The organism is Flavobacterium sp. GW821-FHT11G01, assembly GCF_058808175.1.
The window spans coordinates 140,988-167,908 of record NZ_JBXARK010000006.1; the positions used below are offsets into that span (position 1 = coordinate 140,988).

Annotated in this window: 19 protein-coding genes and 2 pseudogenes; 13 read left to right on the forward strand and 8 right to left on the reverse strand. The window is 32.9% G+C overall.

Annotation, left to right across the window (positions count from 1 at the left end; translation table 11 throughout):
- Positions 1-49: 49 nt before the first annotated feature.
- The 5 genes from hpt (at position 50) to AC1RRN_RS12695 (ending at position 6,104) form a co-directional block, all read left to right on the forward strand.
- Positions 50-580: a hypoxanthine phosphoribosyltransferase gene (gene hpt / locus AC1RRN_RS12675; RefSeq protein ID WP_492967656.1), complete on the forward strand. Its 531-nt coding sequence runs from the start codon at positions 50-52 to the stop codon at positions 578-580.
- Between the two features lie 72 nt (positions 581-652).
- Positions 653-1,225: an adenylate kinase gene (locus tag AC1RRN_RS12680; protein ID WP_492967657.1), complete on the forward strand. Its 573-nt coding sequence runs from the start codon at positions 653-655 to the stop codon at positions 1,223-1,225.
- 203 nt (positions 1,226-1,428) lie between these two features.
- Complete coding sequence (locus AC1RRN_RS12685; protein WP_492967658.1) at positions 1,429-2,703, forward strand: hemolysin family protein; 1,275 nt, start codon at positions 1,429-1,431, stop codon at positions 2,701-2,703.
- A gap of 79 nt (positions 2,704-2,782) precedes the next feature.
- Entirely contained in the window at positions 2,783-3,784 is a 1,002-nt protein-coding gene (gene obgE, locus AC1RRN_RS12690) for a GTPase ObgE (protein ID WP_074659349.1), read from the forward strand.
- A 175-nt stretch (positions 3,785-3,959) separates the two neighbouring features.
- Positions 3,960-6,104, forward strand: coding sequence for a S46 family peptidase (locus AC1RRN_RS12695; protein WP_492967659.1), 2,145 nt, complete (start codon positions 3,960-3,962; stop codon positions 6,102-6,104).
- A gap of 161 nt (positions 6,105-6,265) precedes the next feature.
- Here AC1RRN_RS12695 and AC1RRN_RS12700 read toward each other — a convergent pair whose 3' ends face one another.
- From AC1RRN_RS12700 to AC1RRN_RS12710, 3 genes and pseudogenes are all read right to left on the reverse strand, one after another.
- Positions 6,266-8,653 carry an alpha-2-macroglobulin family protein gene (locus AC1RRN_RS12700; protein WP_492967797.1) on the reverse strand — a complete coding sequence of 796 codons (2,388 nt, stop codon included), beginning with the start codon at positions 8,651-8,653 and terminating at the stop codon, positions 6,266-6,268.
- Positions 8,633-8,950: pseudogene (locus tag AC1RRN_RS12705) on the reverse strand (TonB-dependent receptor plug domain-containing protein); the annotation flags it as partial. The gene AC1RRN_RS12700 and the pseudogene AC1RRN_RS12705, both read right to left, overlap by 21 nt.
- A 63-nt stretch (positions 8,951-9,013) precedes the next feature.
- Positions 9,014-12,778: pseudogene (locus AC1RRN_RS12710) on the reverse strand (MG2 domain-containing protein); the annotation flags it as partial.
- A gap of 130 nt (positions 12,779-12,908) precedes the next feature.
- Between AC1RRN_RS12710 and AC1RRN_RS12715 the strand changes: the two are divergent.
- The 6 genes from AC1RRN_RS12715 to AC1RRN_RS12740 all read left to right on the forward strand — a co-directional run bounded on the left by AC1RRN_RS12715 (position 12,909) and on the right by AC1RRN_RS12740 (position 17,744).
- Positions 12,909-13,595, forward strand: coding sequence for a tetratricopeptide repeat protein (locus AC1RRN_RS12715; protein ID WP_492967660.1), 687 nt, complete (start codon positions 12,909-12,911; stop codon positions 13,593-13,595).
- A gap of 23 nt (positions 13,596-13,618) precedes the next feature.
- Complete coding sequence (locus tag AC1RRN_RS12720) at positions 13,619-14,974, forward strand: UDP-N-acetylmuramate--L-alanine ligase (protein WP_492967661.1); 1,356 nt, start codon at positions 13,619-13,621, stop codon at positions 14,972-14,974.
- 130 nt (positions 14,975-15,104) lie between these two features.
- Positions 15,105-15,566, forward strand: coding sequence for a GNAT family N-acetyltransferase (locus AC1RRN_RS12725; RefSeq protein ID WP_492967662.1), 462 nt, complete (start codon positions 15,105-15,107; stop codon positions 15,564-15,566).
- A 10-nt stretch (positions 15,567-15,576) separates the two neighbouring features.
- Positions 15,577-16,266 carry a RadC family protein gene (gene radC, locus AC1RRN_RS12730; protein ID WP_492967663.1) on the forward strand — a complete coding sequence of 230 codons (690 nt, stop codon included), beginning with the start codon at positions 15,577-15,579 and terminating at the stop codon, positions 16,264-16,266.
- A 3-nt stretch (positions 16,267-16,269) separates the two neighbouring features.
- Positions 16,270-16,956, forward strand: a complete 687-nt coding sequence (locus AC1RRN_RS12735) for a YjjG family noncanonical pyrimidine nucleotidase (protein ID WP_492967664.1) — start codon at positions 16,270-16,272, stop codon at positions 16,954-16,956.
- Positions 16,957-16,958: 2 nt separating this feature from the next.
- Positions 16,959-17,744, forward strand: coding sequence for a hypothetical protein (locus AC1RRN_RS12740; protein WP_492967665.1), 786 nt, complete (start codon positions 16,959-16,961; stop codon positions 17,742-17,744).
- A 15-nt stretch (positions 17,745-17,759) separates the two neighbouring features.
- Here AC1RRN_RS12740 and AC1RRN_RS12745 read toward each other — a convergent pair whose 3' ends face one another.
- Entirely contained in the window at positions 17,760-19,037 is a 1,278-nt protein-coding gene (locus AC1RRN_RS12745) for a replication-associated recombination protein A (protein WP_492967666.1), read from the reverse strand.
- Between the two features lie 157 nt (positions 19,038-19,194).
- Between AC1RRN_RS12745 and AC1RRN_RS12750 the strand changes: the two genes are divergently transcribed.
- Together AC1RRN_RS12750 and AC1RRN_RS12755 are read left to right on the forward strand one after the other, a co-directional pair.
- The gene (locus tag AC1RRN_RS12750) at positions 19,195-19,956 is read left to right on the forward strand and encodes a rhomboid family intramembrane serine protease (protein ID WP_492967667.1); all 762 of its coding nucleotides are present in this window, start codon (positions 19,195-19,197) and stop codon (positions 19,954-19,956) included.
- A gap of 72 nt (positions 19,957-20,028) precedes the next feature.
- Entirely contained in the window at positions 20,029-20,538 is a 510-nt protein-coding gene (locus tag AC1RRN_RS12755; protein ID WP_492967668.1) for a hypothetical protein, read from the forward strand.
- A gap of 3 nt (positions 20,539-20,541) precedes the next feature.
- Here the strand turns inward: AC1RRN_RS12755 and AC1RRN_RS12760 are convergent, their stop codons facing one another.
- From AC1RRN_RS12760 to AC1RRN_RS12775, 4 genes are all read right to left on the reverse strand, one after another.
- Positions 20,542-21,345 (reverse strand): DUF2490 domain-containing protein, encoded by an 804-nt coding sequence (locus AC1RRN_RS12760; RefSeq protein ID WP_492967670.1) that lies wholly within the window; start codon positions 21,343-21,345, stop codon positions 20,542-20,544.
- Between the two features lie 50 nt (positions 21,346-21,395).
- A complete protein-coding gene (gene rlmB / locus AC1RRN_RS12765; protein WP_492967671.1) occupies positions 21,396-22,130 on the reverse strand; it encodes a 23S rRNA (guanosine(2251)-2'-O)-methyltransferase RlmB in 735 nt (244 codons plus the stop codon).
- A gap of 86 nt (positions 22,131-22,216) precedes the next feature.
- Positions 22,217-23,662, reverse strand: a complete 1,446-nt coding sequence (locus AC1RRN_RS12770; protein WP_492967672.1) for a SusD/RagB family nutrient-binding outer membrane lipoprotein — start codon at positions 23,660-23,662, stop codon at positions 22,217-22,219.
- A 6-nt stretch (positions 23,663-23,668) separates the two neighbouring features.
- On the reverse strand, positions 23,669-26,917 hold the full coding sequence (locus AC1RRN_RS12775; RefSeq protein ID WP_492967673.1) for a SusC/RagA family TonB-linked outer membrane protein: 3,249 nt from the start codon (positions 26,915-26,917) through the stop codon (positions 23,669-23,671).
- Between the last annotated feature and the right edge of the window lie 4 nt (positions 26,918-26,921).

A 26,921-nucleotide genomic window follows, 5' to 3' on the forward strand; every position in this document is an offset into this window, starting at 1 on the left:
ATTTGGTTGTAATTCTGTATCTTTGCGCATTATTTTAAAATCAAAAATAATGATACAACTTCACGATAAACAATTTGTTCCGTTTATTTCGGCTAAGGAAATTGATTTTGCTTTAACCAAAATAGTTGCACAAGTAGAAGATGATTTTGGAGATGATACTCCAATTTTTATTGGTGTTTTGAACGGTGCATTTATGGTTGTTAGCGATTTTCTGAAAAAATATAAAAAACCTTGCGAGGTTTCATTTATCAAAATGGCGTCTTACGAAGGAACTGAAACGACTAATACTGTTAAAGAATTAATAGGAATTAATCAGGATCTTTCAGGCAGAACTGTAGTGATAATTGAAGATATTATCGATACCGGAAATACAATCGAAGAATTAAAACATTTGTTTAAACAACAAAACGTAAAGCATTTTAAAATTGCGACCTTGTTTTTTAAACCTGAAGCATATAAAAAAGACATTAAAATTGATTACATCGGAATCAGAATTCCAAATAAATTCATCGTGGGTTACGGTTTAGACTACGATGGTTTAGGAAGAAATTTAACCGAAGTATATAAGTTAGCCGAATAACAGTAAACAAAACACAACTATATATTCATTTTAAACTTCTTAAAATAAGAAGTCACACAACTCACACATATTATGATTAACATTGTTTTATTTGGAAAGCCAGGAGCAGGAAAAGGAACTCAGGCAGAATTTTTAAAAGAGAAATACAAATTAACACATCTTTCTACAGGAGATATTTTTCGTTTTAATTTAAAAAATGATACAGATTTAGGTAAAAGAGCAAGAGTTTTTATGGACAATGGAGAATTGGTTCCTTGCGAAGTTACAACTGCAATGTTAATTGATGAAGTGAATAAACATTTAGACTCAAATGGATTTTTGTTCGATGGTTACCCGAGAACTTTAGATCAGGCTGAAGCTTTAGATAAATTTTTACCAACAATTGGGTCAAGTGTTACAGCAACTATTGCATTAGAAGCAGATGATGAAATTTTGGTTGCGCGTTTGCTTGAAAGAGGAAAAACAAGCGGAAGAGTGGATGATCAGGACGAAGAAAAAATTCGTGTAAGATATCAGGAATACAACGAAAAAACAGCTCCATTAATTGGATATTATAAAGCACAAAATAAGTTTCATGCTGTAGATGGCATAGGTACTATTGAACAAATTACAGAGCGATTAACGTCAGTTATAGATAATTTGTAGAAGCTATTCCAGCTGTACGTTACGAGTCCTCGCTAAAAAAACTATTTTTCTAACCATAAAACGAGCTTCCGCTGGTCGCTGTTTTCTGGCAAGAAAAATTAGTTTTTTTAGCTCCGGGCTCTTCACTTCCATCTGGGCTAAGAATACAAGAGAGATTGCAAATTATATTAACGAACTATTATATTTAACAAACAAGCCACAAATTGGAAATACTAATAATATTTTTTCTAATACTATTAAACGGAGTTTTCTCGATGTCAGAAATCGCATTGATTTCGGCTAGAAAAAACAGACTTGAAACTGCCGCGAAAAAAGGAAATAAAAGTGCCAAGACAGCGCTTGATTTAGCCAACTCGCCAAATAAGTTTTTATCAACAGTACAAATCGGAATTACCTTAATCGGAATTTTAACGGGTATTTATAGTGGAGATAAAATCACAATGGATGTTGAAGCTTTTGTTGCCGGATTTGCCGTTTTAAAACCTTACGCACATTCAGTTGCAGTGGGAATTGTGGTTGTAGTTTTAACCTTTTTCTCTTTAGTTTTAGGAGAATTATTGCCAAAACGAATCGGTTTAAATTATCCGGAAACAATTGCTAAAATGGTGGCAATGCCAATGAAAGTAGTTTCGATTATTACGGCACCATTTATTTGGCTGTTAACATCGTCAACTGAATTTTTGTTGAAAGTTTTGCAGATAAAACCAACGGCAGACGGAAAAGTTACCGAAGAAGAAATTAAAGCGATTATAAAAGAAGGAACCGAAGTTGGAGAAGTTCAGGAAATTGAACAAGATATCGTGGAGCGTGTTTTTCATATTGGTGACAGAAAAGTAAATTCGTTAATGACGCACCGAAAATCGGTAGATATGTTGCCTTTAAAAGATGAAAAATCCAAAATAAAAGAATTGGTTTTGCAAGATCTGCACACTGTTTATCCGGTTTACAGCGATAACTATGATGATATTGTGGGAATTGTAACGCTTAAAAATATATTCGCAAACATCGAAAGCGAGCATTTTGATTTGTCAGCAATAATGACAGATCCTCCTTATTTAATGGAACAAACAACAGCTTACAAAGCGTTGGAAAATTTCAAAAAAACAGGAGTACATTATGCTTTGGTTTCTGATGAATACGGAGTTTTTCAAGGTATAATTACATTGAATGACATTCTGGAAGCTTTAGTTGGAGATGCATCTGATTTTTATAAAGATGAATTCCAATTAATTGAAAGAGAAGATGGTTCATGGCTGGTTGACGGACATTATTCATTACACGATTTCTTAACTTATTTTGAGTTAGACGAATTGACAAACGATTACGAAGTAAACACCGTAAGCGGAATGATTATGACTGAGCTTTCACACATTCCAAAAGAAGGCGAAAAATTATATTGGCAAAAATTTGTGCTGGAAGTATTAGACATGGATGGCGTAAAGATTGATAAAGTATTAGTTAAAGCTCTAAAAGAGTAAAAATAAATAGAGGATAGATTTAGATTTAATTAGATTATCAATCTAAAAATCTAAAATCTAAAATCTGAAATTCAAAACAATGACAGAAGGAAATTTTGTAGATTACGTTAAGATATATGTTTCATCCGGAAAGGGAGGAAAAGGATCTACGCATTTACATAGAGAGAAATTTATTGAAAAAGGAGGCCCGGACGGTGGAGATGGTGGTCGCGGTGGACACGTATATTTAGTGGGGAATAAAGGTTTGTGGACATTATTTCACTTAAAATTTGCACGTCACATTAAAGCCGGTCACGGTGGAGATGGAGGAGGAGACCGTAGTACTGGTGCTGATGGAGATGATAAATTTATTGAAGTACCTTTAGGAACTGTCGTAAAAGATAAAGAAACCGGAGAAACGTTATTCGAAATTACCGAAGACGGGGAAAAACAAATTCTTTCAAGAGGAGGAAAAGGTGGTTTAGGAAACTGGCATTTTAGAAGTTCAACAAACCAAACGCCACGTTACGCACAGCCAGGTTTGCCAGGTGTAGAAATGGATGTGATTCTGGAATTGAAAGTTTTAGCTGATGTTGGTTTAGTAGGTTTTCCAAATGCAGGAAAATCAACTTTATTGTCTGTGTTGACTTCGGCAAAACCAAAAATTGCTGATTATCCTTTTACAACTTTAAAACCAAACTTAGGAATTGTGGCTTACAGAGATTATCAATCTTTTGTAATTGCTGATATTCCCGGAATTATTGAAGGTGCCGCAGAAGGAAAAGGTTTAGGACATTATTTTTTACGTCATATTGAGCGTAATTCAACTTTACTATTTTTAGTTCCGGTTGATACGCCGGACATTAAGGGAGAATACGATATTTTGGTTAACGAATTGACTAAATACAATCCTGAAATGTTGGATAAGGAACGTCTTTTAGTAATCTCAAAATGCGATATGCTGGATGACGAACTAAAAGCTGAATTGAAAGTTGAACTGGATGTTGCTTTCAAAGATATTCCATATATGTTTATTTCATCTGTTGCACAACAAGGTCTGACCGATTTAAAAGACAAACTTTGGAAAATGCTTAACGAGTAAAAAGTTTAAAAATATTTTTAAAAGGCGTTCGCTACAGCGGACGCCTTTTTTATTGGTTTCAATGTTAAATTCGTAAAAAAACGATAAAAAAGAAACAGTATATTTTATTTTAAGAATTAATAAGATATAATAAATGCGAAAATGAATTATATTCGCATGACTTAAACAAAATAATATGAAAAAAATAATTTTATTCTTTACTATGTGCCTTATGGCTTTTCCTGCAAGAGCTGATGAAGGAATGTGGTTTTTGATGTTTATCGAAAGATTGAACCATAGAGATATGGAGAAAATGGGCTTGCAATTAACAGCTGAAGAAATTTACAGTATCAACCATCATAGTTTAAAAGATGCGGTTGTGCAATTTAATGGAGGTTGTACAGCTGAAATCGTTTCTAAAGACGGATTAGTTTTAACCAATCACCACTGTGGTTACAATGCAATTGCAGAACTTTCTACTGCAGAACAAAATTATTTGAAAGATGGTTTTTGGGCAAAAGAAAAAAGTGCCGAAATGAAACCAAAATCTTTATACGTTCGTTTCTTTGTTCGTATGGATGACGTTTCTAAAAGAATTTTATCAAAAGTAAATGATAAAATGACAGAAACAGAAAGAAACAAAATTATTCAGCAAGAGATTGCTTTGATCGAAAAAGAAAATAACGAAGGCGGAAAATATACGGTTTCTGTTCGTCCTTTCTTTCAGGGAAATGAATATTACTATTTCGTTTATCAGGATTACACAGACGTTCGTTTAGTGGGAACACCTCCTGAAAGTGTTGGTAAATTTGGTGGAGACACTGACAACTGGGAGTGGCCTCGTCAAACGGGAGATTTCTCTATGTTTAGAGTGTATGCTGATAAAGCGGGAAACCCTGCAACATATTCAAAAGACAATGTGCCTTTACAACCAAAGCATTACTTACCTGTAAGCATTAAAGGAGTTAAAGAAAATGATTTCGCAATGATTTTGGGATATCCAGGAAGAACAAATCGTTGGATGCCAGCTGGTGGAATTGAGCAAAACGTAAAGTTTGCTTATCCTGCTTGGGTTGAAGGTGCTAAAACCGGAATGGACCAAATGAAAACGTATATGGACAAAGATGCAACAGTTCGTTTGCAATATGCGTCTAAATATGCATCAACTGCAAATTACTGGAAAAACCGTCAGGGAATGATTGATGCTTTGACTAAAGCTGGAACTGCAGAAGCAAAATCAGCCCAGGAAGATAAATTTTACGAGTGGGCTGCTAAACCGGCTAACAAAGAAAAATACGAAAATGTAATTCCGACGATCAACGATTATTACAAGGAAACGAATTTAAAAGCGCGTCACGATAATTATTTATCTCAGGTTTTACGTACTTCAAGTTATGCAGCCGGACCAGCAAATTTAGGAAATGCATTGATTGCTTACTATAATGAGAATGATGCTAAAAAAGCGGAAATGTTACCTAAAATCAACGCTATGATTGATAACATTTATGGCGAATTTTACGCACCACTTGAAAAAGATGTGTTAACTGCTCAATTGAATTTATATGCTGCAAAAGCTGCTGAATATGGTTTAGCACCACAAATTGCTAAAATGAAATCAGAGAATAATGGTGATTTTACTGCAGATGTAGCAAAAGCAACTGAAATAAGTTATTTCACATCTAAGGAAAAAGTATTAGCGTTTATGGCTGATCCAAAACCATTGGCGATTGTACACGATCCGTTGTATATCATTTCAAATGATTTATTGACAAAATACCGTGCTAAAACAGATGATCAGGCTAAAGCTGATGATGGTTTTGCTATTGCTTACCGTAATTTGGTTGAAGGTTTAAGAGAGTCAAAATTGAATGCAATAAAATATCCTGATGCAAACTCGACTTTGAGACTGACTTACGGAAAAGTTCGCGCTTTGCCAGCTGACCCGCGTAATGATGCTAAAATCAACAATTATACTACCATGGAAAGTATGGTAAAAAAGTATAAAGCAGGAGATCAGGAATTTGATTTGCCGGCTCGTTTATTAGAATTGAACAAAGCAAAAGATTACGGTCAATATGCTGATAAAGCAGGATATATGCCAGTAAACTTCTTGACGGATAATGATATCACAGGTGGAAATTCAGGTTCTCCGGTTCTTAACGGAAAAGGAGAATTAATCGGAATTGCTTTTGATGGAAACATCGAAGCTATGGCGGGTGACGTTATTTTTGATCCTAAATTGCAAAGAACAATTAACGTAGATATTCGTTACGTACTTTGGATTATTGACAAATATGCAGGAGCAAAAAATATTATTGATGAAATGACGATTGTTAAATAATCTGATTTTTATCCTAAAATTAAACCCGATAGATTAAAATCTATCGGGTTTTTTATTTTTTTTCCGCCACGAATTCACAAATTATTTTTTGACAATTTTTGGAAATAAAATTCGTGAATTACTTCGTCTGTTCGCTATCGCTCGGGTCGTGGCGGAAAAACTTATTGAACTTTCACTCGAATTCCTTTAGTGTGACTTGAGAATTCCGGTGCATACATACTTTCAATTGTTGTAATTCCATTTGAGAATTCACCGCTGTTGTTCACTCGAATGTCATATTCTAAAACATAAGTTCCTTTGTTGATTTGGTCAAAAAAGAAATGCGTTGCAGCATCTTTTGTACTCATGTAATATCCTAATCTATCTTTGTATTGATATTCTGAAAGTACATTTACAGGTTCAAAACAAGAAGCTCTCATGTCTTTCAAGTGAACATATTCTGTGTCTTCTTTCGAAGTAATAATCAATCTAATGGTAACTAAATCTCCCGTTTTTAATGGATTTTTAGAGGTGATTCTTTCTAATTGATCACCTTTGAGAGTGTTTTTCTTCAGATATAATTCTTTCGAAACAGATAAAACAGCACCGGTATTGGTTTTAATTTTATCTAAATCTTCAAAATACTGCCAGTAAACTCCACCAAAGCCAGGAACTTTTGATTTGTTCTGAATACTTACAGAAGCCATTTCCTTTTTAACTTCATCAGCTTTCCAGTTCATTTTGATATATCCGGTTTCGGCTTCTTTCTCGTTTTCGGATAATTTTTTGGTTAAGATTTTCTGATCTCCAATTTTAATAACGGTATTATCTTTTACAGAAAGCCAATCATTGCCTTGCATCAATAAAGCATAAATAGCTTCACTGGTTGATTTTGTTGTAGGCCAGTTTTTGACTTGCTTGTTTTTTAACAGCCAAACTTTCATCGCGTCTACTGATTTGGTATCGTGATTCACTTCGGCGAAAGCCTCAATCAATAAAGCCTGAGTTTCTATTGGCGCCTGATACCAATACCAGCCTGCTTTATTAGCAATCCAATACATTCCCCAATCTTCATTGTTAGAAGAAGTTTCTTTTAAACTCTCCATAATTTTCTTAGCTGCCTCGCTTTCTCCAAAACGACTTAAGGCTAATGCAGCTAATCCCTTTTCATAAAGAGAATAGGATAACCACTCTTTTTTAATAACGTCAAGATATAGTTTAGTTGCCTTTTTTAAAGTGTCAGATAATTTATAATCTTCAAGATAAAAACTTCTGGCGTAGAGATAATGCAAATCAGAGTTAGGATTAATCCAGCTTAATTTATCTGTTGCTTTTAAATTTTTAGTTCGGTATTTATAGGATTCTAAAAACTTACCGTCCAAATAAGGAATTCCAGTTTTACTGATTTGTTCAATTTTATCTTCACTATCTTCGGTTTTATTCAACTTTGATAAATGACCTAAACCAGCCAAAATATGTCTGGTGATGTATTCATTTTCGTCACCTCCGTTAAACCATGTAAATCCTCCAGATGATTTCTGCTTTTGTTTTAATTTTTCAAAAGTCGCTTCCTGAGAAGTTTTCATTTTCTCCAAATCAAATAAAAGTGCCAGATTCTTTTTCTTTTCGTCTTCACTTTGTGCATCATTTAGCCAAGGTGTTTCTGCCAGAATAAGCGATTTTAATTCTTCGTTTTCTTCTAATTTCGAATTTAGTTTTCCGTTTTTTCTCCAGTCTTCAAAAACGGTTGCAATTTTCGGATTACTAGAAATAATTTCTGAAGCCAGAGAATTTGCATAAAAACGAGCAAAAGTTTGTTCTGCACATTCATGTTCATATTCCATAAGATAGGGCAGCGACTGAATCGCAATCCAGGTAGGATTTGAAGTGTATTCTAATGTAAATTGATGGTTTTTTAAAGTCGAAGAAGTATTGTTTATCAAATTTTCAAACGTATATTCTTTTGCCGAATTCTCGCGAACCCAAATCGGAATGCTTTCTGTAACCAGCATATTGTTCGTTAAAATCGGAAGTATGTTTTCTTCTCCATCAGAGAAATCACCTGATTTTGCTAAAATTTTATATTGAACGCCTTGCAGACCTTCTGGAATAGAAATGGTCCAGGTTGCTGTTGTATTTCCGAAAGCACCAACATTAAAGTTTCGAACATTTTTTACGTTCAGCATTTTTGCATCGATTGGCTGCATTGTTGTGGCATCAAAGAATTGTAAAATTGCGATTCCGGTTTTGGCTTTATCCGTAATATTTGAAATTTTAGCCGAAATAACAATCGTATCTTTTTCCCTAAAAAAGCGTGGGAAATTCGGTAAAACCATTAATTCTTTCTGTGTCAGAACACTTTTCTCTAAATAACCTGAAACAGCATCTTTGTTGTGCGCAAATAAACGAAGTTTCCATGCCGTCAAAGCTTCTGGAGAAGTAAAATTGAAACTCACTTTTCCGTTAGCATCTGTTCTAAGATTTGGTAAGAAAAACGCAGTTTCAGAAAGATTTTTTCTGGTTTTTACTTGAGTTAGGGCTTCCAGGGCTTTTTTGGTTGTGATGATTATTGCTCCGTTTGCACCTCGACTACCATAAATTGCAGTTGCTGATGCTGCATCTTTTAAAACGTCAATTGAAATAACATCTGAGGAATTTAAATTTTTGATCTCATCTGCACTCGCAATTTTTCCGTCTATAATATACAAGGGATTTGATGCGTCAATAGAACTGGCACCACGGATGATTAATTTATTTGATGGGGACTGTGAAATTTCAACACCGGCAAGTATCCCTGATAAAATACTGGTACTATAAACCTGGTTATCTTCTTCAACTTGCTCAGTAGTCATTCGAGCTGATTTCATCTTTGTTACAGCACCCGTTAGGTCAGATTTTTTTTGGGTACCATAACCAACAACTACAACTTCTTCTAATTTATCTACTTCGTCAATTAAAACAAAATCAATTTTTTTATTATTTGATACGAAAGTAGATTGACTTTTATAGCCAATAAATGAAAAGACAAGTTCTTCATTTGCTATTGCTTCAATTTCGTAATAACCGTCGAAATCGGTGCTTGTTCCTCTCTGAGTTCCTTTTATTTTAATCGATACGCCTGGTATTGGGATTCCATTTTGATCACTAACAATTCCAGAAATCATTTTAGCATTTAAAGGTTTTTTAATTTTTTTATTAATTTGTCTTTGATATTCTTTTTGAAGATATAACATATTATTGCTATTATTAAAATCAAATCCAAACCAAATTAATTCAGTATTTTCGTTTTTTAATTCTATTCGTTTTGACGGTGTATTTAAATTAAGTATTGAAACATATTCTTTTTCAAATCCTAGAAGCGATTTAATATTGCCACCCGCACTATATTCATTAAAATTTAAACTGTTCCACTCTTTTGTACTGAATTGATCTAAAGAGCTATCATACATCGATGCCAGAACTTCTGCTTCTTTTTGGGTAGCGATTCCATTTAATTTAAATGACCAGTTTTCATTGGTTCCAGGCTCAATTTTGCTTCTGAATGTTTGTACATTAAATTTTAATTCAGGATAATCTGTTTTTAGAAATACGTAAAGGTTGTTGACAAATCTTTCATTTTGAAATATGCTCTCAAAACCAATATTTACTCCACCTTCAAATTCTTTTTTTAGTGGAATTTTAATCACCATTTCATTATTTTGAAGATGATAAGTTTCTTCAGAAAAAATAGAACTGTCATAATTTCCAGTTACTGTTATATAAAGCTCAGGAATGACAGATGATAATTTTATTAATGCAAAACCATCTTTTTTTGCATCTATATTAATTTGTTTTGCAGAAAATAATCTGCTGGGGTCAAATTTATCTTTGCTTTGTATAAGCTTGAAATTGGTAATCGTTTCAATTGTGTTGTCAAAAGTGTCTTTTGCAGAAAATAGAATTTTGTAATTTCCAGATTTGTAATCTGAAATAAAGTCTAATGGAATAATTTTGTCTTTTTGAGTATCTATAATTCTACTAAATACTAAAGTTTCATTTGTTTTTTCTTTGGAATCCTGGTTGATTTCATAAGGGAATAATTTTTCAAATTCTTCGCCGGAAATTCCTTCAATATCGGGTTGAGGAAAAACCCTTTGCTTGAATTTACTTAAAAGCGGACTTACTAAATAAATTTTAAGTTCGCCTTTAGTAGCTAAAAATTCATCGTTTAAGTTTGTACTTGTAAGTTTGATTTCATTTTTATTTTTTGTTTCAATTTCATTAGGAATTAAAGCTTGTAATACCAAATCATGATAACCAACTTTTACAGTTGTTGTCGATTCGTGTGTTTCGCCATTTATATCAGTTACGGTAACTTTTATGCTATAATTAAAAACAGGTAATTGTTCTTTTGTACTATTTTTAGGTGGCAAAGCAACAAAATCAATAGTAAATTTTCCCGAAGCATCCGTTTTGGTTTCTCCGGTTTCTAAAGTTTCGTTTTGTTCTTGTATATAATAGTTTCTAAAATAACTGGTGTAGCGGCTCACAGTATAAGTTACTTTTGCATCAGAAATATTGCTTCCTGCAAATGCTTTTGCATTTCCTTTTATTTTAATGGATTGATTTACCTGAAAACTTTCTTTTTTAGGTTCGAAAGTAACTTCAAATTTTGGTCGTTTGTACTCTTCAACTCTAAATTCAATTTGAGTATCTTTAAAATGAACTTTGTCCCAAAACGGATGCTCATCTTCTTTTTTGTCATATACAATATCATTTTCATAAGTAGTTGGTTCCTCGGCAGTAATTCGAAAAGTGCCTTTCAGACCTGTTTTGGGCAGAACAAATTCACCAGAAAAAGAACCAAACTCGTTAGTCGTTATATTAAAATCTTTAACATCGTTATTATCAGCATCTTCAAAAACGATGTTAAATGTTGTAAAAGGAACTACAGATGTTTTATTTCCTGATTTTTGAACAGCAATTCCTTTATAATGCACAATTTGGCCTGGGCGATAGATGGCGCGGTCCAGATAAAATTCTAGTTTTCCCTCAGATTTTTCATTTTCATTCGAAGTGTACTTGCTGTTGTAATACAAATAATTTTTTTGAATTGAAAGGGTATCATTTAAATGATATAATTCAATAAATTGATAATTAGGATTTTCCTTTGTTTTGTTGAAAAAAGCGACTCCTTTTTTATTTGTTTTAATTGTAAAAGTTGGGGTTTTTAAGGTTACATTTTCTAAAGGTCTACCTGTTTTTCGATCTAAAACCTGATAATTTTCAGTTTCATAATTTTGAGAAGCTAAAATTGTCAGGTTAGAAATAGTAATAGTTTCAAAAGCTGCAGCTTTTCTATCCTTTAAATCTGATTCGCTTTCAAAATATACTAGATAAGACCCTGTTTGTAATTGTGGAAGAAGCACTTCTGTAGAGTATTCTAAGAAGTCTTTTTTATTTGGAAGAGAATATGATTTTGTTACAACCGGTGGAACTTTTTCCATAATAAAGTCTTTAATACTATCCCTTTTTCGGTTATATTTTGTTAATACCAAAAGTTGATTTTGCGTTATTTTAAAAAACAAGATTTTTAAATTTTCAACATTTTTATACTGAATAAACGCGCGGGTATTTTCATCTGTATAACTATATTTTTGAAGTTGTACACTTAAAGTTTTATATTGAATATTTTCTTTTTTCTGGATAGCTAGTTTGTAAGCATTCGACCGATTATTTATATTTAAAATACTATCTAAAATAGCGATTGCTTTAATGTAATAATCGGGATGATTTTGTTTTGAAGCATTTGAAGATAAATAAGAAGCTTTTTCTAATTGAATTTTTTGAATTAGAAGTATATCATTAGTATTTTTTTCAACTTGAATTAAAGCTTGAAAGTACTCCTCATTAAAATCAATTAAATATTGTCTGCAAAACTGTATTCGTTCCCAAAGATTTTCTGTATTAGGATTGTTTGTTTCTTGCTTTTGATATAATTTTAAAATTGATCTGAGCGTTTCGTTTGTTACAAAGTCGAAATTCAATTTTAGAAAATCACTCGTTAATAAATCTTTTTTATAGGATTCAAAATCGTTTTTTTGAATTTCCCATTGATGAAGTTTTTGTGTATAAATTGCTATGTTTTCTGAAATGGTATAATCTAATAAGTTCAGGGTTTTGAATTTTTCTACTGTTTGATAATCAAAAATAGCTTCATATTTAAGCAATGACGTATTTCTTAAAATAGTTTCGTTTTCCAGAGAATTTTTTAAAGCGAGGTTAATTTGTTCCTTGAAATTATTTTCCGTCCACGTTAAAAAATCTTCGTTTAATACAAGGGTATTTGTTCTGCTTCGAATTTTGTAATCATTTCTTATAAAGTAATCATTCAGACACTTCGCATAAACTAAATTCAAAATTGCTTTTGAAGGAGCGGAGACTCTATTAATATCAGTTTTGAGATTGTTTAAGATTTTTGTTTGTGCATTTTCATCAAAAACTTGCAAATATTTAGATTGATAAAAAAAGCATTTTATCATCTGTACTTCTTCTTTGTCTTCAATTGCTTTGTTGTATATTTTGTTTACAATCTCACTAGCTGATTTAACTTTGCCTTCATTTTCGTAAGCAATAACTTTATCCCATTTTTTGTCATTTTGCTGTGCAAATAAAGTTGTCGAAAGCAATAAGAAAATAAATAATATGTTTTTCATACGTGAGTTTTAGAATATAGAGAGCATTTTTTGACAAAAGGTTGGGAAACGGCTTAAATAATTTTCGTACAAATTACTAATTTATCTCTAAAACCAAATAATGCATTTTATATTTCGCTATTTTTGAGATATGAAAAAGCTCCTACTTCTTTTTTTATTACTACCAAGTTTGATTTGGTCACAATCGAATTTTGAAAAAGGCGAAAAGTTCCTTCATGCTAAAAAATATGATGAGGCTCAAGTTGTTTTTGAAGGAATTCTAAAAACTAAACCATCCGATATAAAGACTCTGGAATATTTGGGAGATATAGCCGCACATCAAAAAGCATGGATAAAAGGAGCAGACTATTACAAAAAACTGAAAGAGCTAAAACCGACAGAAGCGGATTATTTTTATAAATATGGAGGCTGTCTGGCGATGAGAGCAATGGAAGTGAATAAATTGAAAGCCTTAGGGATGGTGGGAGACATGAAAGAAGCATTTGAGAAGGCAATAATTCTGAACCCAAAACACATTCCGGCCAGATGGGCTTTGATTGAAATCTATTTGCAGTTACCTGGAATTTTAGGAGGAAGCGAATCAAAAGCATTCGAATATTCGAGTGAATTAATGCAGATTTCATCAGTCGATGGTTATTTATCGAGAGGAAGAATAGACGAATATTTTAAACGTTATACAACGGCAGAAAAAAATTATTTGAAAGCAAATGAAATTGGCAAATCAAAAGTTACATTTCAAAAATTATATAATTTATATTTGAACAAATTAAAAGACCCTAAAAAAGCTCAGGAATTGAAGCGAAAATTTGAAGCTTAAAGGCAATAAAAATTGGAATTTAAATGAAAACACATTTCATCGCAATAGGCGGGAGCGCTATGCACAACTTAGCATTAGCATTGCATAACAAAGGATATAAAGTTACAGGAAGCGACGACGCTATTTTTGAACCTTCAAAATCAAGATTAGAGAAAAAAGGAATTTTACCGGCTGAATTGGGTTGGTTTCCTGAAAAAATTACTGCCGATATTGACGCGATTATTCTTGGAATGCATGCTAAAGCAGATAATCCGGAATTATTAAAAGCACAAGAATTAGGATTGAAAATTTATTCCTATCCGGAATTTTTGTACGAACAATCTAAAAATAAAACACGTGTTGTTATTGGTGGTTCACACGGAAAAACAACCATAACTTCTATGATTTTGCACGTAATGCATTATCATAATATTGAAGTTGATTATATGGTAGGAGCACAATTAGAAGGTTTCGATACTATGGTGCACCTTACAGAAGAAAATGATTTTATGGTTTTGGAAGGTGATGAGTATTTATCTTCTCCGATTGACAGACGACCAAAATTTCATTTATATCAACCTAATATTGCGTTAATTTCGGGAATTGCATGGGATCATATTAATGTGTTCCCAACGTATGAGAATTATGTAGAGCAATTTGAAATTTTTATTGGAAAAATTACCAATGGCGGAATTTTAGTTTACAACGAAAATGATCCTGAAGTTAAACGTGTCTCTGAGGCGGCAACTAATCCTATTCGTAAATTATCATATCATACACCAGAATATACAGTAAGCGAAGGTGTGACTTTATTAAAAACTCCGGAAGGCGACATGCCAATTGAAGTTTTTGGAGCGCACAATTTAAATAATTTGGCCGGAGCTAAATGGATCTGCCAAAACATGGGCGTTGACGAAGCTGATTTTTACGAAGCAATTGCAAGTTTTAAAGGAGCCTCAAAACGATTAGAAAAAATTGCTGAAAGAAAAGGTAAAGTTGCTTATAAAGATTTTGCACATTCGCCAAGTAAAGTGGCAGCAACAACAAAAGCAGTAAAAGAACAATATCCGAACAGGACTTTAGTGGCTTGTTTAGAATTGCATACTTATAGCAGCTTAAATGCTGAATTCTTAAAGGAATACGAAGGAGCATTGGAATATGCTGATGTTGCTGTTGTGTTTTATTCTCCAGATGCTGTAAAAATTAAGCAGTTAGAAGAAGTAACTTATGAGCAAATCGCCAATTCCTTTAATAGAAAAGATTTGATTATTTATACAAATCCTGCCGAATTCAAAGAATATTTATTCAACTTAAATCTTGAAAATTCTGCGCTTTTGTTGATGAGTTCAGGAAATTATGGAGGTTTGAATTTTGACGAGGTAAAAGAGTTGATCAATTAGATAATTTGTCAATTAAAAAATTAAAGAATGTGTCAATTGCCAAAGTGCAGTTGGCACTTTTTTATTTCTTAATTAAAATTGAATGATTTTTCCTATTTTTTAATACATTAGCTTTTTAAAGATATTACATATGAATACAGTATTACAAGTTATAAAAATAACAAGCGAAAATCCCGATTTTATTTCTTTAATAAAAACTTTCGATACTTTTTTATGGGAGCGTTATCCAGAACTTAAAAATGATTATTGGGGAAATAATTTAATCGAATTTAATCCTAATGTTTTTATTATTTATTTAAATGATAAAGCAGTTGCTTGTGGATGTTTTAAAAAGTATAACGCAAATACAGTTGAATTAAAACGCATGTTTGTTTCACCAGAAGCTCGAGGTTTGGGTTTGGCTCAGAAAATAATAAAAGAGTTAGAAGAAGAAGCAAGAAGTCAGGGTTTTAAAATGATGATTTTAGAAACATTATATAAACAAATCGAAGCAATTAATCTGTATCAAAAGGTAGGTTTTGAAATTGTAGAAAACTATGAACCTTATATAGGTTTTACCAATAGTGTTTGTATGAGTAAATCCATTATTTAATTTTTTAAAGATGGAAACTATTCATTTTCCCATTACAAATTGGTCTGAAGACGATCGCCCTCGTGAGAAATTAATGCTAAAAGGCAAAAGCGTTTTAAGTGATGCTGAATTGATCGCGATCTTGATTGGTTCAGGAAGTCGAAACGAGTCTGCAGTAGATTTAAGCAAAAGAATTTTGGCAAGTGCCGATAACCTAAATGTTTTAGGAAAAATGTCCATTTCGCAATTAATGAATTTTAAAGGGATAGGAGAGGCAAAGGCTATTACTATTATTGCTGCATTAGAACTGGGTCGGCGGAGGAGAGCTGAAGATACCGTTGAACTGATTAAAATCACATCGAGTAAAAGGGTCTTCGAAATTATGCAGCCTATTATTGGCGAATTACCTCATGAAGAATTTTGGGTGCTTTTTCTGAATAATTCTAATAAGGTAATTTCTAAATCGCAGTTAAGTAAAGGAGGTATTTCAGGAACGATTGTCGATGTACGACTGGTTTTTAAATTAGCACTCGAAAATGGAGCTACTGGTTTGATTTTGTGTCACAATCATCCTTCGGGTAATTTGCAACCAAGTGACGCAGACAAACAAATTACTAAAAAAATAAAAGAAGCAGGTGATAGTTTAGATGTTAAAGTTTTAGATCATTTGATTATTACTGAAACAAAATATTATAGTTTTGTAGATGAAGGAATTTTTTAAATTATGAATACTACAATTACAGACGTTTTTTTCGATTTAGATCATACGCTTTGGGATTTTGATAAAAATTCAGAAATGGCTTTTGATCGCATTTTTAAAAGTAAATTCCCTGAAATTAGAATCGAAGATTTTATTACAAAGTATGCTCCAATCAATCAAGCTTGCTGGAAGCTATATCAAAATGATCAAATAACTCATGTTGAACTTCGCTACAATAGATTAAAGTTTTCTTTTGATGCTTTAAATGTTGAAATTTCAGATAACGACATCAATGAAATTGCCAACGATTATATCGAATATTTAACGGATAACAATCACCTTTTTGATGGTGCAATTGAAGTATTGGAATATCTGAAACCAAAATATAAATTGCACATTATAACCAATGGTTTTGCAAATGTTCAGGAAAAAAAGATAAATAATGCTTTGCTTTCCGGTTATTTTAACACGATAACAAATTCAGAATTAGCTGGTGTGAAAAAGCCAAATAGTATTATCTTTGATTATGCTGTCAATTCGGCTAAGGCTTCAAAGAAAAATAGCATTATGATTGGTGACTGTCTTGATGCTGATGTTAATGGCGCACTGAACGCAGGTTTGGATGCTATTTTTTTTAATGAAAAGAAAATAGAAGCTCCAGAAAATATTAAACAAATAAACCATTTATTAGAACTTAAAAAATATTTGTAGAGATGAGAATTAAATTATTGTTAGTTGCACTTTTTTGCTCCGTTATAGGATTTGCACAATCTATTAATGATTATAAAGCTGTTATTGTACCTTTGAAATACGATTTTATAAAATCTGACAATCAGTATAGATTGGCTACAATTACTAAGTCTAACTTAAGTAAAGCTGGTTTTCAGGCTTTTTATGCCAATGAAGATATCCCTGCTGAATTTAGCGATCGTTGCCAGCTTTTATATATTGATGTTAAAAAAGACAATGCTTTTTTAGTTACAAAACTTTTTATAGAATTTAAAGATTGTTATGGAAGCGTAGTTTATACATCTGAAGTTGGAAAAAGCAAAGAAAAAGATTATGAAATTGCATATAGAGAAAGCCTAAATATGGCATTTATATCTGTAAATGGATTGCATTATAAATATAGTGGCAAAATAGTTTCACCAGTTGGTAATAAAGTAGGAAGGGGAGCTTTGAATCCGGCAGCAGTGGCGGTTATGACTCCGGCAGCAACAGCAGCTGTTGTAACACCTACAGCGACCGTTGCAACTCCTCCGGTAGCAGATGTTTCTGACCCAAATTTATTGTATGCCCAACCAACAGAAAATGGATATCAATTGATTGATAAAACACCAAAAGTGGTAATGAAATTATTAAAGACTTCTCGCCCAGATTCTTTTATCGCTATAAAAGATGGTGTACAAGGAACATTAAACGCAAAGGACAATCAATGGTTCTTTGAATATTATCAAAATGATAAATTAGTATCTGAAAAAGTTTCAGTTAAATTTTAAATATAAAACTTGGTTTTAATAACCATATTTATCTTTCCAACGGTTCTTTAAAAATTCGCGGTTACTGTTCTCCCTAGAATTGTTTCCCGGATTGTAAAGAACCGTTTCTTTTATAGCATCTGGCAAAAATTCCTGTTCAGCAAAATTATTGGCGTAATCGTGCGAATATTTATATTCATCTCCATAGCCTAATTCTTTCATAAGCTTAGTTGGAGCATTTCTTAAATGAATTGGAACAGGTAAATCTCCTGTTTGTTTTACCAATTGTTGTGCATTTCCAATAGCCATATAAGAGGCATTGCTTTTTGGGGAAGTAGCCAGGTAAATGGCACATTGGCTCAATATAATTCGGCTTTCAGGATAACCAATAGTCGTCACAGCCTGAAAAGTATTATTGGCCATAATAAATGCGGTTGGATTTGCATTTCCAATATCTTCGCTTGAAAGTATAAGCATTCTTCTGGCAATGAATTTTACATCTTCTCCGCCTTCAATCATTCTCGCAAGCCAATAAACCGCTCCGTTTGGATCGCTTCCACGTATTGATTTTATAAAAGCCGAAACAATATCATAATGTTGTTCACCACTTTTGTCATATAGAACCGTATTTTGCTGCACTAATTCAAAAACGCGATCATTTGTAATAATGATTTCATCTTCTGCAGAAGCATTGACAACTAATTCAAATATGTTTAGAAGTTTTCGACCATCACCGCCAGAAAGGCGTAACAAAGCTTCTGTCTCTTTCAAAATAATATTTTTTGAAACCATTTCTTTGTCCGTTTTCATTGCACGATGCAATAAAGCTTCCAGATCAGTTTTTGTGAAAGCATTTAATATGTAAACCTGGCAACGTGACAATAATGCGGGAATAACTTCAAAACTCGGATTTTCAGTTGTAGCTCCAATTAAGGTGATCCAGCCTTTTTCTACGGCTGCTAAAAGTGAGTCTTGTTGTGATTTACTGAATCGGTGAATCTCGTCAATAAATAAAATAGGATTTTTAGCAGTAAACAACCCTCCACTTTGTTTAGCTTTATCAATCACATCACGAATATCTTTTACACCTGAATTTATGGCACTTAAAATATAAAATGGACGTTTTGATTCCTGTGCAATAATTTGTGCCAAAGTTGTTTTTCCAGTTCCGGGAGGCCCCCAAAAAATTAAAGACGGAATAATTCCTTTCGAAATTTGTTGCGTCAGAGATCCGTTTGGTCCAACCAAATGACTTTGACTAATATAATCTTCTAATTTCTGTGGGCGAATACGCTCGGCTAACGGTGCTTCCATTTTGTAAAATTACTATTTTCAATTTTAATTATAAATTTTTAAAAGTTAATTACTCATGAAAGTACTTTGATAGTAGAAATTATTCAACTGACAAATTATCAGTAAATTGTATTTGGATAGTTTTTTGATGTTCAAACAATTATTGATTTCTAAAAATATGAACGACAACCAATTTAAATTTTCAAATGCTGTTATTGGTCTTCCAATATTTTTTGTCCTTTTTTTATGGATAATATATTGGTTTCAAATTAGATTTGATTTTGATTTTTATCAAAACGGAATTTATCCCAGAGATTTTTCAGGTTTACAAGGTGTTTTGTTTAGTCCTTTTATTCATGAAAACTTAGGACATTTGTACAACAATTCTATTCCTCTTTTGGTTTTGTTAGCTGCATTGCAATTTTTTTATCCTAAACAGGCTATAGCAGTTATTATATTTGGAATTATTTTTTCAGGTTTAATAACCTGGATAATTGGCCGTGAAAATTATCATATTGGCGCGAGTGGTCTGATTTATGTATTGGTTAGTTTTATTTTCTTTAAAGGAATTCAAACAGGTTATTACAGATTAGTTGCTCTTTCATTATCTGTAATACTGTTATATGGTGGGATGATTTGGTATGTTTTTCCTGATGTGGATGCCACAATTTCATGGGAAGGACATTTGGCAGGTTTTATAACCGGATTTGTATTGACATTGTTTTATAAAACTCCAGAATATAAAAAAGCCATAATTTATGATTGGCAAAAACCAGATTTTAATCCGGAAGAAGATCCTTTTATGAAGCATTTTGATGAAAATGGAAATTTTATTAATACTGAAGTTCCTGAAGAAGAATTAGATATTTCGCCAGCGTATTTTAATTCTAATGTTTCTGTCTATTACATTGTAACTAAAACAGAGTCAGAGGATAAGTAATCATCATGTTGTTTCTAATTAGTTGAAAAACATTACTTTTACAATAAGAATTTTAATTTTATTTGATATTTCATGAGAAAGTTAGTTTTTACAATTTTGATTCTGTCAGTTTTAAACAATTTAAAAGGTTTGGCACAATGTGATATAAAAAACAAAGTTTTGGCGGACGGAAGTATGATGTATTATTTTGATCCGGCTGTCTTTTACACAACTAAATCAAAATCACTAAAAATTAATATTGTAACAGATAAAGAACATTATTTCATTGCATTACAACCCACACCATTTCCCGCTAAGAAAGAAGGAAAGAAAATAAAAGATGACTTAATTGTTCATTTGGCTGATCAGAAGGCATATAAACTATCGCACTATGATACTCAGTATATGCATAATGATTCGATTATGCAGGTGCTGTATTTAATGGATGGCAAAGATGTTGAAGCTTTTTCGAAGTTTGAAGCTATCGTCGCTGAAATTAATATGGAAGGAACAGAATTTATTCGGGATTATAATTTCAAATTGCATAAAAACGCTATAGTAGAACAGTTGAATTGCTTCTTGAAAAAGGAAGAAGAAAAGTAAAAACTAATCTTCATTTATTACTTCTTTATTTTTATGCAGAAGTTTTTTACTGAGAGTTTTAAAGAGATTATTAAATGTGAGTGTTAGTGAAGCTGCGTTTACAACTTGATTTCCACTGTTTCTTGGAAGAAATTCATTTGCATATGTTAATTCAACCTGAATATCATCTGTAAATAAATAACCCCCACCCAGGTTTAATCTATTACGGTCAAAAAAACTTTCTCCTGTTACTTTTGTTCCGGATTTAAAATATAATTCATCCGATGCAATTGCATAAACGACACCCGTTCGCAGAACTTTACTATTGATTGGTTTTATATATTTGATTTGTTGACGATATCTTAGAACGTTTTCATAATCATCATCTGCATTTCTCATATGTCTGAGTTCCATTCTCATTCTGGTACTTAAAGTGTACCCGGTTTTATGAAAATAGTAAATACCCTGTAGTGCAAATCGCCATTCCGGCGATTCGAATTGTCCAATTTCAGGAACATCTTTATTATTTAAATAAGCTACAAATGAAGAAAGCTTCCATCGTGGAGAAAGGTAATAATGTCCCCATCCTCTGAATGATCTTTGAATGTTTTTATGAAAAATATTTGAAGAAGATTCTGTACTGCTATAGCTACTGGCCAGATCTAATTCAGCTGACCATTTTTCATTTAGAGTTCTGTTAAATTGTATTTCATTCCAGAACTGTCCGTATTTTTTAGTTTGTGCATGACTAATACCTGCAATTATAAATATTGCTAGTATACAGCAGTTCTTTTTGAATGATATGTTTCGAGTGGATTTTGAAGACATCAATTCATAATTAGAATATTTTATTTTGTCATCCTATTTCTCAAAGCGATTTAACTCCTTTGACGCACAGTTTCATATAAAAATGCTCCACAAGCTACAGAAACATTTAGCGATCCTATTGTTCCGAACATTGGTAGTTTTGCTTTTTCATCTACAATTTTAAGAACAGATGGGTTAATTCCTCTGTCTTCAGATCCCATAATGATGGCTAAAGGCTCGTTTAGAGCTAAATCATATATGTTATGTTCTGTTTTTTCTGTAGCAGCCACAGTTTTTATTCCCGATCCTTGCAAATAAAATATAGCATCTTTAATATGTTCTACTTTACAAATAGGAACATTAAATACAGCTCCGGCAGAAGTTTTTACTGTGTCTCCATTTACAGGAGCAGAACCTGCTTTTTGAACAATAATTCCATTTACTCCAGTACATTCTGCAGTTCTGATAATTGCTCCAAAGTTTCTGGCGTCAGAAATTTGATCTAGTATTAAAAATAATGGTTTAGACCCAGATGCAATAGTAGATTCAACTAAATGTTCTAAGTCGATAAAACCAATAGGGGAGATAGTTGCAACTGCTCCTTGATGATTATTTGGTGTTAGACGATTTAATTTTTCAACAGGTACATATGAAAAGTTTATGTTGGCGCGTTTCATCACCTTCATTAAATCTTTCATTAATTCTCCAGAAATCTCTTTTTGTATAAATACTTTGTCAACTTCTTTTCCTGCCTGTATTGCTTCAATAATGGCTCTAATTCCAAATATTTGATGTTCTTTTTCCATAGGGCAAATATAGGTATAATGTTTATATAAAAAAAAGCCACTCTGAATGAACAGAGTGGCTTTGGTATTTATTTTTCTAGTATAAATTAGAATTTATCCCAGAAAAGTTTTGTTGTCAATAAATCTCCACCGATAGCATCAGAACCAGTTTTCCAGTTTGTGTTATTTACTTGTTGTTCAAGAACTGGGTATGTCATTCTTACAGGAACTTTACCACCAGCATTTGTAATAGCAGAAGCTGGAGCTAATAAAACAGGGAAATCTAATCTTCTCCAGAAATTCCAAGAAGTTAAAGCTTGATTATACATCGCTACCCAAGCTTGCTCTCCAATTGATTTTTTCCAATTAGTAACATCATATGGGTGAGCAGCAAGGTAAGTTGCAGCTTCTGTTGTAGTACCACCCCATTCTACTATTGAAGCAGTAACGGCAGTTGCATAAGCAGTTGCAGCTGATGCTGTATTCCAACGTGCATTTGCCTCAGCAATATAAAAAGCAACCTCTGTATAGTTTAATAGGACACCTGGTGTAGTTTCAGTATAACCAAATGAAGCAACACGAGAATAAACACGGAAACTACCTGGCAAACCAATTACCTGACCTTTGTATACACCTGAACCATCAGCAGCTTTAGTATAATATTTACTTATTCTTGGGTCACTATTCGCATTCATGTTGTCAACTAATGTTTTTCCAGCAATAAAATCATTTCTGGTAGACAAGTTTTCATACAAAGGGTTGAAGTTTGGTGATTCTTCTCTGTAATTGAATGAGCAATTATCAGCAGGAGACGTCATTACACCAGCAGCAATAGCTGATTGTGCTGTAGTTTGTGCTAACGCAGGGTTTGAATCTGCAATTGCAATTCCAAGTTTCAATTTTAAAGAATTAGCAAATGTAATCCATGATTGTACATCTCCATGGTAAAGCTGTTCTCCTTCATCAAAACTTTCGAATCCATGTGCACTAGTATCTAAACTAGCAATATCTGCATTTATTCTTTTGATTAAGTCTGTGTAGATAGTGGCTGCATCATCGTAAGCAGGTAATGGGTATTTGTCTAGATCTGCACCTTGAGTATAAGGAATATTTCCAAAAGTATCTACTAAAAGTTGATACGTATATACCTGCATGATGTCTATCATTGCCAGTTGATTTTTTTTGTTAAGTTCCCAATCTGGAGCTTCAACTACATTAGGCACATAGGCATTGATAATTGTTTTAGCTTTGCCTAAGTTGTTTAATACATTTGAATAATTGTCTCTATAGATTTGGTTAGAAACATTTCTATTAACGAAGTCATAATTACTTTCATTTACATAAATTGTTTCTTGCCAATACTGCATCGTTAATCTGAAATTGTTTTCATTTACGTTAGGTGTATTGACATAATCACTTAGCTCTTTTTGAGCGTAGTTGACTAGTGATCCAGGTACGGCTGAATATGCGCTGTTTGGATCTGTGTTTATATCCTCACTAACACAGGCTGTCATTGACAAACCAATAGTTAGTATTGCTAATATCTTTTTCATTTTTTTTTAGAAATTAAGTTTGACGTTAAAAGAAATATTTCTTGTAGCCGGCATAGGTCCAGATTGGTATCCTTGAGTGTTTCCTGAAGATAATCCTGCTTCTGGGTCTGAGTAAGGTACGCTTTTGTCAATTATCCATACATTGTTACCAATTACGCTAAAAGATCCACCTTTAATTGATTTTCCTAACAAACTTGTAGGTAAGTTATAAGTTATAGCTACCTCTCTTAATTTTACAAATCCAGCGTCATAAACGAATTCTGCTGCAGGAGGGTCTGTCCCTAAAACTTGGCTTGACCAATCTCTTCTTAATCTTGTTGTATTTGTTATGTATTGTGGTTGAGTACCTCCTGGTGTATATGCTGGATTAGCCATTACTCCATCTAAGATTACTCCACCTCCATTTGCGATAGTGTTTCTTATTGGGTTTCCTAACTCATTATTTCCAACAGAATTGTCATAAATACCTGTTCCGTAACCATAGTATTGATCAAGTGAGAATACACTTCCACCTTTTTTGATATCAATTAAGAAACTTAAAGAGATATTTTTGTAAGTAAGTCTATTGTTTATTCCACCAGTCCAATCTGCTTGATATGTACCTAATTTGTTATCAGTAGTAGTAGATACTAAGTATGCACCATTAGCTCCAATAACTTTGTTACCAGAAGCATCTCTTACGTAAGTTGTTCCCCAAATTGATCCATAATCTTGATTAAGTGGAGCATTGATACTGATACCTCCTTGAAGTGAGTTGATGTTGATGTTTTCAATACCAGGAGCTAACTCTGTAACTTTAGTGTTAGGGTTTGCCCAGTTTACAGCAATATCCCAAGAGAAATTTTCTGTTTTAACAGGAGTTACATTTAATGTAACCTCAAATCCTTTTGTTGTTAATGTACCAGCATTTATGTTGTTGAAACTTGATCCAGTAGCTGTTGATACAGGTAATGGTAAAATTTGGTCGAAAGCTTTATTTTGGAACCAAGCTACGTCAAAACCAACTCTGTTATTTAAAAATTGCATATTTACACCCAATTCGACGTTGTCTAATTGTTGTGGTTTTAAATTGAAATTTTTTGCAGTTGTGTTGTATGAATAAGATGGAGTACCAAAAGGCGTTTGAGCATTATATGTATTCAATAATACATTAGCTTGTGTGTCAGAACCTACTTGAGCGTAAGCAGCTCTTAATTTACCAAAACTAATGAATTCAACTTCTTTTAACCAGTTTGAGAAAACAACACTTCCAGATATTGCAGAATACCAGTAAGCATTATTGTCTGAAGGTAAAGCAGATGATTCATCTCTTCTTACAGATCCTTCAAGATAGTAAGTCCCTTTATAACCCAAAGTAGCTTGTCCGAATAATCCAAGAACTTCTTTTCTTGTTTTAACAGTTCTAGGTAATGTAGGAGCAGATTTTGAATTAGAAATTGTGTACAATCCAGGAATATATAATCCTCCAGAAGTTGTTTGTTGCTCAGAGAAATTGTTTTGTACGTTTAAGTTTGTACCTAATACAAAATTAAGATTTAAATCCTCAGCTAGGTCTTTTTTGTAAGTTGCTAAGAAATCATAATTTTGTTCGCTAAAATCATAAAGATCTAAAGCATAACCAGAAGGTTGTGGTGGTTGATTAACAAGATTAGGGTTAGATCCAATTGCATTAGGGTAAGATCCTACCGCTATTCTGCTTTCAGTTGTCATGTTAAATCCATCAGTACCAATTCTACCCATTAAGTTAATACTTTTAGATACATCGTAGCTGATACTTGCGTTAGCAGCAAATCTTTTTCTGCTGTCATTGTTGTAGTTTTCATATCTCTGAAAATATGGATTGTCCCAGAAAGCTGGTGTCAAATCGTCTGGACCAGCAATATTCCATGTGTAGTTTTGTCTACTCATAAAATAAAGTTGTTCTTGTTCTTTAATGTCAACATTCGTTGGCCACCATTGTCTAAATCCAGCTAATTGGTTGCCTCCGTATCCAGTAGAGTTTCTGTTTCTTGTATTTTGAGAAACATAAGTTGCATTGAATGTTGAGCTTAACTTATCATTAAATTTATAAGTAGCTGTTGCATTGAAGTTGTTTTTGCTTAACAAAGAGTTAGGCAATACATCTGTACTGTTTGTGTTAGCATAAGTCAATCTGTAAGTTGCTTTGTCTGAACCTCCACTTATAGCAATGTTGTTTACTGTTGATGTACCAGTTTTGAAAAATTCAATAGGTCCGTTTTTAGCAGCTACCCATGGAGTTTTTTTACCAAAATTTGGAGAACCAGGAATGAAAGCGTCATATTGCCAAACAGCCTCTCCTGTGTATTTTGGCCCATAAGAAGCATCATCACCCGTTGAAGCCATATTTTCTCCATTATATTCACCCCAGCTATCTTCACCAACATATCCTTCACCGTATTGAGTTTGGTATTTAGGGAATGTTGTTTTATCTACTGTAGACATAGTATAAGATGAAGAGATTTCTACAGACATATCATTTCTTGCCTTACCTTTTTTAGTAGTAATAATGATAGCCCCGTTTTGAGCTCTTGATCCGTAAAGTGCAGTCGCAGCAGCACCTTTTAATACGTTAATATCTGCGATGTTATTTGGGTTAATATCTGAAGCGGCATTTCCGTAGTCATAACCACCTCTACCGCTTTTTTGGTCAAGACTGTTTACGTTACTGTTCAAAATTGGCACTCCATCAACTACGAATAAAGCTTGGTTATCTCCTAAAAGTGATTTGTAACCTCTAAGAACTACGTTTGTAGATCCTCCAAAGTTAGTACCCTGAGTCACACTAAGACCAGCAACTTTCCCTGATAAGTTATTCACAAAGTTTCCTGTAGGAACTGTTGATACTTGCTCAGCTGTTACTTGTTGAGCAGAATATCCAAGAGATTTTTTCTCTCTTTTAATACCTAACGCTGTTGTTACCACAACACTTTCAAGTTGTTGTGCATCTCCAGCTAGTTTTACGTCGATTGTAGATGAACTTGCAGCTATCTCCTGAGATTTCATCCCAATGTAGCTAAATACCAAAACTTGGCTTGTTGATGCTTTGATAGAAAATTTACCATCAAAATCAGTTTGTGTTCCAGATTTTGTTCCTTTCACTAATACACTTACACCTGGCAAAGGCATACCTGCATTATCGGTAACAATTCCTGAAACAGCTCTTTCTTGCGCAAAAGTAAGTTGCGCCACTAGTACTAATAAAAGCACTAAGAATCCATTGAACTTTAGTTTCATTTTT